This is a genomic window from Citrobacter amalonaticus, from assembly GCF_001559075.2.
Classification (GTDB): domain Bacteria; phylum Pseudomonadota; class Gammaproteobacteria; order Enterobacterales; family Enterobacteriaceae; genus Citrobacter_A; species Citrobacter_A amalonaticus_F.
On sequence record NZ_CP014015.2, the window covers coordinates 246,853 to 259,813 of the forward strand.

At 53.5% G+C, this 12,961-nt stretch carries 9 protein-coding genes; 3 read left to right on the plus strand and 6 right to left on the minus strand.

Annotated features, from left to right (window positions below; genetic code table 11):
• Window positions 1–274 precede the first annotated feature (274 nt).
• Window positions 275–1,522 (plus strand): SulP family inorganic anion transporter, encoded by a 1,248-nt coding sequence (locus AL479_RS01215; RefSeq protein ID WP_061074754.1) that lies wholly within the window; start codon window positions 275–277, stop codon window positions 1,520–1,522.
• On the opposite strand, the gene mgtE is transcribed toward AL479_RS01215, so the two are convergent.
• The 6 genes from mgtE to AL479_RS01245 all read right to left on the minus strand — a co-directional run bounded on the left by mgtE (window position 1,485) and on the right by AL479_RS01245 (window position 8,880).
• On the minus strand, window positions 1,485–2,921 hold the full coding sequence (gene mgtE / locus AL479_RS01220) for a magnesium transporter (RefSeq protein WP_105291711.1): 1,437 nt from the start codon (window positions 2,919–2,921) through the stop codon (window positions 1,485–1,487). The two genes, AL479_RS01215 and mgtE, sit on opposite strands and share 38 nt — an antisense overlap.
• 140 nt (window positions 2,922–3,061) lie before the next feature.
• Window positions 3,062–4,705: a multidrug ABC transporter permease/ATP-binding protein gene (locus AL479_RS01225; RefSeq protein WP_061074755.1), complete on the minus strand. Its 1,644-nt coding sequence runs from the start codon at window positions 4,703–4,705 to the stop codon at window positions 3,062–3,064.
• A gap of 75 nt (window positions 4,706–4,780) precedes the next feature.
• Complete coding sequence (gene alkB, locus AL479_RS01230; RefSeq protein ID WP_061074756.1) at window positions 4,781–5,431, minus strand: DNA oxidative demethylase AlkB; 651 nt, start codon at window positions 5,429–5,431, stop codon at window positions 4,781–4,783.
• On the minus strand, window positions 5,431–6,495 hold the full coding sequence (gene ada, locus AL479_RS01235; RefSeq protein ID WP_061074757.1) for a bifunctional DNA-binding transcriptional regulator/O6-methylguanine-DNA methyltransferase Ada: 1,065 nt from the start codon (window positions 6,493–6,495) through the stop codon (window positions 5,431–5,433). The genes alkB and ada overlap by 1 nt, the downstream gene beginning before the upstream one ends.
• 83 nt (window positions 6,496–6,578) lie before the next feature.
• Window positions 6,579–7,634: an FAD:protein FMN transferase ApbE gene (gene apbE / locus AL479_RS01240; RefSeq protein WP_061074758.1), complete on the minus strand. Its 1,056-nt coding sequence runs from the start codon at window positions 7,632–7,634 to the stop codon at window positions 6,579–6,581.
• A gap of 115 nt (window positions 7,635–7,749) precedes the next feature.
• Entirely contained in the window at window positions 7,750–8,880 is a 1,131-nt protein-coding gene (locus AL479_RS01245; protein ID WP_061074759.1) for a porin OmpC, read from the minus strand.
• Window positions 8,881–9,620: 740 nt separating this feature from the next.
• Here AL479_RS01245 and rcsD point away from each other — a divergent pair.
• Together rcsD and rcsB are read left to right on the plus strand one after the other, a co-directional pair.
• A complete protein-coding gene (rcsD, locus tag AL479_RS01250; protein ID WP_061074760.1) occupies window positions 9,621–12,290 on the plus strand; it encodes a phosphotransferase RcsD in 2,670 nt (889 codons plus the stop codon).
• Between the two features lie 15 nt (window positions 12,291–12,305).
• A complete protein-coding gene (gene rcsB / locus AL479_RS01255; RefSeq protein ID WP_001061917.1) occupies window positions 12,306–12,956 on the plus strand; it encodes a response regulator transcription factor RcsB in 651 nt (216 codons plus the stop codon).
• Window positions 12,957–12,961: the final 5 nt, after the last annotated feature.

Consider the following 12,961-nt stretch of genomic DNA (forward strand, 5'->3'; position numbering starts at 1 on the left):
GTTAATGCCTTACTTTTAGTATCGTTTTTTTGCTTTTTACAGGTGAAAATCGAGCGGCACCAACGTTAACACTTCAGTAATAATATTTAAATATTGTTTATAAATTATATTAAGATTTTAAAAACGTTAAAAATACGTTGAATCTTTATAAGGTTATTCGCAATATTTTCTGGAAACAGACGCTCCAGAAAGGTACTATGCGGCGCTTTGTTATTCACCGCACGGACGCCTGTCGGTCTGCTGTTATCAGGCCTTTTCCGACCTGAGAGTAAATATGTCTGTAACCCCTTCGTCTCCTGCCCTGGCAGCGGAACACACTGTCAGTGGTGTTCTTCGCGCCCCACGTCTGCTGGTACGTGAAACGCTGGCAGGGGTGATCACCGCGCTGGCGTTGATCCCGGAAGTGATCTCCTTTTCGGTGATTGCCGGTGTTGACCCGAAAGTCAGCCTGATCGCCTCCGTGGTTCTTTGTCTGGCAATGTCTTTCATGGGCGGTCGCCCGGCGATGGTCACAGCGGCTGCCGGTTCCGTTGCGCTGGTGATAGGCCCGATGGTGCACCAGCATGGCGTACAGTACATTCTGCCGGCGGTCGTGTTAGCCGGATTTATCCAGATTCTGTTTGGTGTTACCGGGATGGCGCGCCTGATGCGTTTTATTCCCGCCGCCGTCATGACCGGGTTTGTGAACGCCCTCGGTATTCTGATTTTCTTCGCCCAGGTCCCTCATTTCTGGAGCAAAAGTCCACTCATCTGGGGACTGTTTTCCTTAACGCTGCTCATTGTGTTGTGGGTGCCGCGGGTGATTAAAAGCATTCCTGCGCCGCTGATTGCCATTGTTTTATTGACGCTGTTTACCGCAACTAGCGGGCAATTGCTGCCGACCGTCGGCGATGAAGGCGCAATGAGCGGCGGACTACCGGGACTGACGCAGCTGTTGGTGCCGCTGAATCTGCAAACGCTGACAATTATCTGGCCCTGCGCACTGAGTATCGCCTTCGTGGGCCTGATGGAGTCGCTGCTGACGGCAAAACTGGTTGATGACCTGACGGTCACGCCGTCGAACAAAAATCGTGAAAGCGCGGGTCTGGGGTTCGCCAACATTCTGGCGGGCTTTTACGGCGGCATTGCCGGTTGCGCAATGATCGGCCAGACCATCGTAAACGTGGAGATGGGAAAAGGCCGCAGCCGCGTGTCGACGATTGCTGCCGGGTTGGTTTTACTGCTGCTGGTCACTGCGCTAAGCGACGTGATGGCGAAAATCCCGATGTCGGTTCTGGCCGGGATCATGGTGATTGTGGCAGTGAAAACGTTCAGTTGGCACAGCATCCGGCCCGCCACCCTGACGACACTGCCCGTGGTGGAAACGCTGGTGATGGTCATTACCGTTGGCGCAACGGTCTCCACCGGCAACCTGGCGATTGGCGTGGTTGCCGGAGTGGTAGCGATGGGATTACTGCCTCGCGTCGTGAAGCGTAAACGACGCGCTACATCAGAAACAGCGTCGCCAGCCCAAGAAAAATAAAGAACCCGCCGGTATCGGTAATCGCGGTGATCATCACGCTCGAGCCGACCGCCGGGTCGCGCCCGAGCTTCACCATCGTCATCGGGATGATGACCCCCATCAGCGCCGCCATTAACAGGTTCAGCATCATTGCCAGGGTCATCACCCCGCCGAGCGCCATGTCGTCGTACAGCCACCAGGTGATTCCGCCCATAATCCCGCCCCAGACGAGACCATTGACCAACGCCACCCCCATCTCGCGCAGAATAAGAAACGTCAGGTTGCCCGGCTGGATGTTTTGTAACGCCAGCGCCCGAACAATCATGGTGATGGTCTGATTGCCGGTATTCCCGCCGATCCCGGCGACAATGGGCATCAGCGACGCTAACGCCACCAGCTGTGAAATGGTGTGCTCAAAGCCATCAATCACGCGGGAGGCGACGAACGCAGTACACAGGTTGATAGCCAGCCACGCCCAGCGCGTTTTCACCGCTTTGGGAACGGGGGCAAAAACGTCCTCTTCGGCGCTTAACCCGCCCATCCGACGCAGATCGGTGTCCGTCTCTTCATACACCACGTCGACGATCTCGTCGATCGTTAAGCGCCCCATCAGTTTACCGGCAGGATCGACCACCGCCGCACTGACCAGGTTGTCACGTTCGAAGGTTCGCGCCGCATTTTCCGTTTTATCTTCCGGGGCGAAGGTCAGCGGATCGTCATCCATCACCTCGCTGACTTTGCGCTGCACATCATTGAGCAAAATACAGGTCAGGGTTAGCTCGCCGACCAGCGTTTTGTCGCGGCGGGTGACGAACAGTTTATCGGTGTTTTCCGGCATCTTGCCCAGACGACGCAGGTAGCGCTGCACCACTTCCAGCGTCACGTCCGGTCGGACGGTAATAACCTCGAACTCCATGATCGCGCCGACGCGATTCTTTTCGTAATGCATGACCTGACGCACGCGAGCCCGTTCTTCGGGCGGCAGCGTCGCCAGTAACCGGCCTGTGAGGTTACGTGGCAGGTGCTGCACCAGGTAAATCTGTTCGTCGATATCGAGATATTGCAGCGCCTCAAGTAGCTCCCGGTCGGTCATTTCATCGATCAGGTCGTCCCAGACATTTTCCGAGGCTTCGAGCAGGACGTAACCGCGCTTTTCGCTTTCGATCAGCCGCCAGAGGGCGTGACGTTCTTCTGACGGGAGCGCTTCAAGGGTATCCGCCAGGTCAGGTGGTGGAAGATGCTCGACCAGCGCGCCTACCTCAGCAATATCGTCGGATAGCGTTCCGACATCATATTGCTCAGCCAGGGTGAGCTTGCCTAACAGGGTGGAAACAACGGCTTTATCGGTGGTGAGCAGCCAGATCAGCCGCGCACGCTCTTCATCGCGCAGCCTTGCGCTGTTTTGGTGTTTTGCGAACATTAATCATAAATCCATGATACGAGATGCCATTAAGCATGGCGCGAGGTTCTGTAAATAACAATAAACGGGGGTGTCAGATGGATAAAAAAACAACCGTTGCCCCGAAAAGCCTTGCGCCATCGGGACAACGGTCAGATGAATCAGGCCGTGCGCGCGACCGCATCGCGTGACGCAGCATCACGCTCATCGCCCACCAGTTCACTCAACTGTCCGTTACGCATTTCCAGCAAACGATCGGCGTGAATAAAATAGTGATCGTCGTGACTGATGGCGAAAATGGTTTTCCCCATCTCCTGCATCAGCGGCAACAAGACCTGGTAAAATTCGCGGCGGAAATGCGGATCCTGATCGGCCGCCCACTCATCGAGCAGGATAATGTCGCGATCTTCCGCCAGCGCCAGCAGCAGCGCCACGCGCTTTTTCTGCCCCTTCGACAGTTTCAGATTCAGGATCCGGCCATCGCTCAGTTCCAGTTTGTGCGCCATTTTCAGCTGCTCCAGCCACTTCTCAACCAGTGCAGGATCGGCCGGTTTGCCTTCCGGTCCCAGCAACTGGTCAAACAGCCAGACGTCGGTGAACACCGCTGAAAAAAGCTTGCGATAATCTTCCGGCTTTTCGGCGATGACAGGCTTACCGTCCAGCAGGATCTCCCCGGATTGCGGCTGGTACAGCCCCGTCAGCAGCATCGCCAGCGTCGATTTTCCGCTGCCGTTACCGCCGATTAAAAACAGCAACTCACCGCGGTTAATCGTCAGATTCACCGGCCCCACGGAGAACGCGTTGTCCTGATAGTGGAACATGACGTTACGCAGTTCGAGGGTTTTCCATCCCGGGAACGCCTGCGGGCGCGGGAATTGCGCTTTAAACGGCGCCAGCGCGAATTTGTTCAGCTTGTTGAAAGCAACCTGCGCCGTCAGCAGCGTAGGGAGTGCTCCCACCGCCGACAGCAGCGGCGTACGCAGGAACAGCAGCGTTAAGGAGTAGGTAGCCGCGACGTTGGTATCCGCCCAGCCGAGACTGTTTGCCATCCAGAACACCAGGCCAATCGCGCCGAGCATCATAATGTTCGACCAGTTTACGGCGCTGAGGTGGAAGGTATCAGCGCGAATAATGTGGTGACGATACTCTTTGGCATCCGGAATATAGAGGTTGTTGAAGATATGCTCTGCTCGCTCGCGGTTGAGCGTCAGCTCTTTGCGCCCTTCCAGCACCGTCTGATAGTCGTTATACAGCTTATCTTCGGTTTCGCGCAGCGTCGCCATGTGCCGGTAAACCCGCGACACCAGCATAAAACCGCCCCAGATAGTGATCACCATCCAGATAGCTGTCACCAACAGCATTTTAGTCGACAGCATCGCCAGATACGCCGCCGAACCGACGGTCAGAATAATCCCCTGCACCAGTTCAGGCAGACGAACAAAAGCGATGGTGATATTACGCACGTCGCTGGTCAACCCGGCCAGCAGAGAGGCGCTGCCCAGTTGTTCAATACGTTCCACGTGCGTATCAAGAATACGCTTGATGAATTCACTGCGCAGACGGAAGACAAAGTGGTGTCCCAGCGTGGTGAGCGCCAGTTGTGAACCCAGCGTCACCGCCATCAGCAGTAACAGTAGCCCCAGAAATTCCGGTAAAACCAGCAGAGAGGGATCCGCAGTCTCAATAAGACGCTGATTGATAAAAGCGATAAGGCCAATCCCCAGCGCCGCGCTGACGAGGCTGAGCGCCATCACGCTAATAAATGGCCAGCGATACTGCCGCCAGACAAGAAGAAGTAGTTCCATTCATACAACCCGGACAAGGAATAACAGCCCGCAGTTTAAACGTCTCAACGCGTTCAGCAATAATAATTCTTATTTTTATTCTTTTTTACCCGCCTGGCGAAAAGTCAGATTGTAACGACAGTCGGCGGTCGCCGGATGGAACCCGGCCTTCAGCGGCTGAATACCGTGGTAAAACAGGCGCGATTCACCGCCCCAAACCACCACATCGCCGTGCTCCAGTAGAACGCGCGTCAGCGGATCGCTACGTTTCAGGCCGCCAAACTGAAAGACAGCCGGTAATCCCAGCGAAACAGAAACAATCGGCGCCCGCAGATCCGGCTCGTCTTTATCCTGATGCAACGAAAGCTTTGCGCCAGGGACATAGCGGTTGATCAGGCAGGCGTCCGGCTGATAATCCGCATAGCCTGCCGCCGTTGCCGCCTGCTGACATAACCTCAGGAAAGACGGCGGAAAATCCGGCCAGGCGAGCCCCGTCAACGGATCGATCGGCGAATAGAGGTAGCCATGGCTGTCGGTCGTCCAGCCCAGCCGTCCACAGTTAGTCATTGCCACCGACATGGTGTAACCGCCAGGGGTGATCATCTGGCGAAACGGCGACCGACGGGCGACCGCCTCAATCTCCTGTACCAGTTGCAGCGCTGTGCTGAAGGCAAAGCGGCGCAAAATGACGGCACCGGGTGCCAGCGGTTCCTGCCAGGGCTGCGAATCGGCAAACAGATCGAGCATTATGCCCCCTTATCTGGCGACTCTCGTCGCAGGATTTGCGCCTTACGCGACACGCCCCAGCGATAGCCGGAAAGCGAACCGTCGCCCCGCACAACGCGGTGACAAGGAATGACGATCGCCAGTTTATTCGCGCCACAGGCGCTGGCGACGGCACGAACCGCGTTCGGCTTACCGATGGCTTTTGCCAGTTGTTGGTAACTGATGGTCTCACCGTAAGGGATCGCCCGCAGCGCCTGCCAGACCTGTTGTTGAAATGCGGTACCCTGAATATCCAGCGGCAACGACAGCGCGACGTCACGCCCGTCAATACTGGCGATAACGTGGTGAATACGCTGCTGGAATACGGCATCGGCGGGTTGAGCCTGAGCGGCCGGGAACAACGTCTGCAGTTCAGCCATCAGCGCCGCATCGTCATCCCCTAACAAAATGGCGCAGATCCCCCGCTCGCTTTCCGCCACCAGACAACGCCCAAGCGAGCAATCCGCCAGTGCATAGCGCACCGCCAGCTTGTCACCGCCACGACGGAACTGCTTTGCCGTCATCCCAAGCGTCGCATCGGCGTTACGATAGTAGCTGCTGCTATCCGGGAATCCGGCATTCAGAATCGCCTGCGTCACGCTTTCGCCGTGACTCAGGGCGTCGCGCAGGCGGCGGGCGCGATACGCCTGCTGCCACGCTTTTGGCGTCATCCCGGTCGTGGCTTTGAACACGCGATGCAGATGGTACGGACTCATCGCCACCTGTTCAGCCAGCGCATCGAGCGTGATGGGGTTCTCCTGCTCCAGAAGCTGACAAGCAAGCGTAATTTTATCCAGCCGATGCTGCCGGGCGTTGGCTTTATCCGGCTGACAGCGTTTACACGGGCGAAACCCGGCCATCAACGCGGCCTGCGCGTCGGGAAAGAAGCGGACATTTTTACGCAGCGCATGTTTTGCCGTGCAGGAAGGTCGACAAAAGATGCCGGTCGTCTGCACCGCAAAGACAAACTGTCCGTCAGCATCAGAATCGCGTTCTAACACCGACTGCCAGCGCTGATCGTCATTTACGCATAGAGAATTTTTCATACTGGACTCCTTCGTTAAGCATAGTGCCTGCTTAGCGGCAGTGTGTCCGAAACCCATCACACGAAAACCCGCAATCTTGCTTTCTAATTTTGTTCACGGACGAGGAAACTTTCAAACTGCGGAGACATCCAGGTTTTGAATCCCTCCCCCTCTTTGATGATCATGTACACCGCCAGCCCTTCCCGGCGTACGACCTCTTTGGCTTTCTCCGTGCCGAGTACCATCAGCCCGGTATCCCAGCCATCCGCTTCCAGCGCCGTTGGCGCTATCACCGTTACTGACACCAGATTGTGCTCAATGGGGCGTCCCGTCTGCGGATCGATAACATGAGTGAGGCGTTTGCCATTCAGCTCGTAATAGTTGCGATAGCTGCCGGAGGTACTGATACCGTGCCCGTTAATATCCACCACCGCCTGAACCGCATTTTCACGGTCGGTAGGCTTCTGGATCGCCACCCGCCACGGATGCCCTTCAGCGTTCATCCCGCGACTGTTCAGCGCCCCGCCGACAGAGACCAGATAGCGGGCGATACCTTCCCGTTCCATCAACTGCGCCAGGTGGTCGGCGGCGTAACCTTCGCCGACGGTGGAGAGATCAATAAATAAATCCGGCAGATCTTTTTGCAGGTACTGCTGTTTCGCCTGGTTGATCACCGTCAGGTGCTGCAACCCGCTGTTGGCTTTTGCCGCATCGATTTGCGCCTGCGTCGGGATCTGGACCGGCTGCTTGTCGGGGCCAAATCCCCACAAATTCACCAACGGCCCGACGGTGATGTCCATTGCCCCCTGCGTTTTTTGCCCAATGCGCAGCGCGGAGGTAACAATGTCCGCCATGGCCTCGTTGACAGGCCAGGGAGAAAGACTTTTCGACTGGTTGAATCGCATCAGCGCCGAATCATTTTTATAAGTGGAGAGCAGTTGGTCGTCAGCATCCAGTTGCGTCTGAATTTTCGTTTGTAGCGCCGATGCTGACTTGGCATCGACTCCGACCACGCTCACGCGCCAGAAGGTGCCCATTGTTTTCCCTTCCAGCACGACCGGAGCCGCGACAGGCGTTTTCGCTGCGTCCGGCGCGTTATCGCACCCGGTAAAAAAGATCGTCGCCGCCAATAAGGCCACACGAGCAATGTTCATTTCCATACGTGATTGTCCTCCTGCGAAAGAGGCGCAAGAGTACACCAAAAACCGGCGGTTGTACGCCGTAAAACCACACAAAAAAAGGCCCCGCAGGGCCTTTTATCGACATTAAGCAAACTTAGAACTGGTAAACCAGACCCAGTGCAACGATATCGTCGGTGCTGATACCGGCATCACGAGTGAAGCTGTTGTCATCCAGCAGGTTGATTTTGTAATCAACGTAGGTGGACATGTTTTTGTTGAAGTAGTAGGTTGCGCCTACATCAACATATTTCAGCAGATCTTCATCGTCGTAGTTACGACCGTTGAGAGTCCCCAGGTTTTTACCTTTGGACTGCAGGTAAGCAACGGACGGACGCAGACCGAAGTCGAACTGGTACTGAGCAACCACTTCGAAGTTCTGCGCTTTGTTTGCCCAACCTTCGCCGCCTACACGCGTTGCGTTATAGGTTTGGGTGTACTGTGCTGCCAGATAAACGTTGTTAGCGTCGTATTTCAGGCCGCCGGTGTAGGTTTCAGCGCGATCGCCGTTGCCCAGATAAGCCGCTTTGTTCTGCTCATCAGTACGTTTGGAGCTGCTCACTGCCGCACCCAGACCGAAGCCTTCACCGATGTCATAAGTTACGGAACCGCCAACGCCGTCGCCGTTCTGACGCAGAGCTTCACGACCGTTGTTAGTCACGCCGGTGTAAGCTAAGCCATCAGCACCTTCACCAGACGGGCTACCGTTTTTACCCTGATACTGCAGGGCAAAGTTCAGGCCATCAACCAGACCGAAGAAATCAGCGTTACGGTAAGTCGCGAAGCCGTTACCACGCTGCTGCATGAAGTTGTCAGAACCGTAGGTATCCCCACCGAATTCTGGCAGGACGTCGGTCCAGGACGTGACGTCATACACAACGCCGTAGTTACGACCGTAGTCGAAAGAACCGGCATCGCCGAATTTCAGACCTGCGAATGCGACACGAGTCCAGGAGTTGTTTTCGGATTCAGGCGCGTTACCCTGGATCTGATATTCCCACTGGCCGTAACCGGTGATCTGATCGTTAACCTGGGTTTCACCTTTGAAGCCGATACGCATATAGGTCTGATCGCCATCAGCGCTTTTATCATCGGAGAAATAATGCAGACCGTCGACTTTACCGAACAGGTCTAATTTGTTGCCGTCTTTGTTGTAAATTTCAGCCGCATTTGCTGCGCCTGCTACCAGCAGTGCTGGTACCAGGAGGGACAGTACTTTAACTTTCATGTTATTAACCCTCTGTTATATGCCTTTATTTGCTTTTTTATGCCACTGCATACTGATTAACCCTCATTAACCAGTCGGCAAGTTCATTCTCCTCAAAATTGCAGAATAATCCAACACGAATATGATACTAAAACTTTTAAGATGTTTCATTTATCCACATAGGTGTTTCAAAATGTAAATACGAGGGAACTTTTTTTTTGCTTCAAAAAGATAAAAAATAAGCACGATCACTCAAGAAATATAAAAACACCATAAAAAACAACTAATTACATAAGTAAATTTGATAGCACTGAATGACAAAACAAAATCGTCATGCATCACTAAAATATCTCTCGCTATCATCATTAACTTTATTTATTACCGTCATTCATTTCTGAATGTCTGTTTACCCCTATTTCAACCGGATGCGATGCGTCCGGTTTTTTTTTACCCTTCTTTACACTTACTTTCGCTTTATGTGCTACCGCACAAAAATAATAACAACTATTAACTATTTACCTTCATTCAGTCACTGACTGATATCAGAAACCGATTTCTTGTTATTTCGTGCTATTTCTTCTCATTGAACGGGCAATATTTGTACGCCTCTGGTGGGTCTGTACACTTTTACGCCATTTAACTGATGAATTCTTTTTGGCAAAAAATGCAGAACATCAATGAGTAGAGAGTGTGGAAATTCACACCGTACCCTTTATACTGCCCTTTCACCTTCTGCGTTGTTTTACAGGTCATAACCACGAATGAGTCAGTCTGATACAACGGCTACGTCCCGATTTTCCCTCCTGCCGGGAAGCATTACCCGTTTCTTTTTATTACTGATCATTGTGTTGCTGGTGACGATGGGCGTGATGGTGCAAAGCGCGGTTAACGCCTGGTTGAAAGATAAGAGCTATCAAATCGTCGATATCACCCATGCAATCCATAAGCGGATCGATACCTGGCGTTACGCGACCTGGCAAATCTATGACAACATCGCCGCGACCACGAATCCCTCAAGCAGCGAAGGATTGCAGGAAACGCGCCTGAAACAGGACGTTTACTATCTTGAAAAACCGCGGCGTAAAACCGAAGCGCTGATCTTTGGCTCGCACGACAGTTCAACGCTGGAAATGACGCAGCGCATCTCGTCCTACCTCGACACGCTGTGGGGCGCGGAGACGGTGCCGTGGTCCATGTATTATCTCAACGGGCAGGATAACAGCCTGACGCTCATCTCGACGTTGCCGTTAAAAGATCTCTCTTCGGGATTTAAAGAGTCGACCATCGGCAGTATTGTCGATTCCCGTCGGGCGGAGATGCTCCAGCAGGCCAATGCGCTGGACGAACGGGAAAGTTTCTCATCGCTGCGTCGACTGGCATGGCAAAACGGCCACTATTTTACGCTGCGAACCACCTTTAACCAGCCGGGACACCTGGCGACCGTTGTCGCATTTGATCTGCCCATCAATGACTTAATTCCTCCCGGCATGCCGCTGGACAGCTTCCGTCTTGAGCCTGACACGACACCCGTCAGCGCACGCAATGCAGATAAAGAATCACCCGACAGCGTAAGTATCAGCTTTAACAGTTCGAAAATTGAAATCTCGTCGGCGCTGAACTCGACGGGAATGCGCCTGGTCTGGCAGGTGCCGTTTGGCACCCTGCTGCTCGATACGCTGCAAAACATCCTGTTGCCGCTGTTGCTGAATATCGGCCTGCTGGCCCTCGCGCTGTTTGGCTATACCACCTTTCGTAACCAGCCTGGACGCACAACGGAAGTCGCGCCGAATACCGCAGCGAATAATGAGCTACGTATTCTGCGCGCGATTAACGAAGAGATTGTTTCCCTACTGCCGCTGGGTCTGCTGGTGCATGATCAGGAAGCGAACCGCACGGTGATGAGTAACAAAATTGCCGACCATCTGTTGCCGCATCTGAATCTGCAAAATATCACCAGCATGGCGGAACAGCATCAGGGCGTGATCCAGGCAACCGTCAATAACGAGCTGTATGAGATTCGCCTGTTCCGTAGCCAGGTCGCCCCGCGTACTCAGATCTTTATTATCCGCGACCAGGATCGTGAAGTACTGGTGAACAAAAAGCTTAAACAGGCACAGCGGTTATACGAAAAAAATCAGCAGGGCCGCGTCGCCTTTATGCAAAACATCAGCGAGGCGTTAAAAGAGCCGGTCAAAACGCTGGCGGCAGAGGTTGCCCAGTTGCAAACGCCGGATGCCCAGCAGTTGGCGAATCATGCTGACGTGATGGTCCGTATGATTGATGAAATTCAGCTGGCAAATATGCTGGAAAGTGACAGCTGGAAGAGCGAGCCGACCCTCTTCTCGGTTCAGGCGCTGATTGACGAAGTCGTCCCGCAAGTGCTGCCCGCGATGAAGCGTAAAGGGCTACAACTGCTCATTAACAACCATCTGAAGGCTAACGACGAACGACATGGCGATCGCGATGCACTGCGACGGATCTTACTGCTGTTGATGCAGTACGCCGTAACAACCACCCAGATTGGCAAAATCACGCTCGAGGTGGATCAGGATGAATCGGTGGCCGAGCGCCTGACGTTCCGCATTCTGGATACCGGCGAAGGCGTGACGTTAAGCGAAATCGACAACCTGCATTTCCCGTTCATCAGTGAGACGCAGAAAGACCGTTACGGCAACGCCAATCCGCTTGCCTTTTGGTTATGCGACCAGCTGGCGCGTAAACTTGGCGGACATTTGAGCATAAAAGCGCGAGATGCGCTGGGTACACGCTATACAGTCCATGTTAAAATGACGCCGCTCGACCAGCATAAAGAAGACGAAGAGCGTCTGCTGGATGATGTCAGCGTAATGATCGACGTGACCTCTAACGAGGTGCGCAACATCGTGCTTCGCCAACTGGAAAACTGGGGAGCAACCTGCATCACCCCGGATGAGAGACTCATAAGTCAAGAATATGATCTCTTTTTAACTGATAATCCGTCTAATCTTACTGCCTCCGGCTTGCTTTTAAGCGATGATGAGTCAGGCGTGCGGAAAATTGGCCCTGGCCAGCTTCGCGTCAACTTTAATATGAGCAACGCTATGCAGGAAGCTGTACTACAACTAATTGAAGAGCAACTGGCGCAGGAAGCAATCCCGGAATCCCCTCTGGGAGGTAATGAAAACGCCGAACTTCATGCCAGCGGTTATTACGCACTATTTGTAGACACAGTACCGGATGATGTTAAGAGGTTGTATACTGAGGCTGCAATCAGCGATTTTGCTGCGCTAGCCCAAACGGCTCACCGCCTGAAAGGCGTGTTTGCCATGCTAAATCTGGTACCCGGCAAGCAGTTATGTGAAACGCTGGAACATCTGATTCGTGAGAAAGATGCTCCAGGAATAGAAAAATACATCAGCGACATTGACGCCTACGTCAAGAGCTTGCTGTAGCAAGGTAGCCTTTACATGAACAATATGAACGTAATTATTGCCGATGACCATCCGATTGTACTGTTCGGTATTCGCAAATCACTTGAGCAAATCGAGTGGGTGAATGTTGTTGGCGAATTTGAAGACTCCACAGCACTGATCAACAACCTGCCAAAATTAGATGCACACGTGTTGATTACCGATCTCTCTATGCCGGGCGACAAGTACGGCGATGGGATCACTCTGATCAAATATATCAAGCGTCATTTCCCGAGCCTGTCGATCATTGTTCTGACCATGAACAATAACCCGGCAATCCTGAGCGCGGTGCTGGATCTTGATATCGAAGGGATCGTCCTGAAACAGGGCGCGCCAACAGACCTGCCGAAAGCGCTGGCAGCGCTGCAGAAAGGCAAAAAGTTCACCCCGGAAAGCGTCTCTCGCCTGCTGGAAAAAATCAGCGCGGGCGGCTACGGTGACAAACGTCTCTCTCCGAAAGAGAGTGAAGTTCTGCGTCTGTTTGCCGAAGGTTTCCTGGTGACTGAAATCGCCAAGAAGCTGAACCGCAGTATCAAAACCATCAGCAGCCAGAAGAAATCAGCGATGATGAAACTGGGCGTTGAAAACGATATTGCACTGCTGAACTATCTCTCTTCCGTGACCCTGAGCCCGGCAGATAAAGACTAATTCCT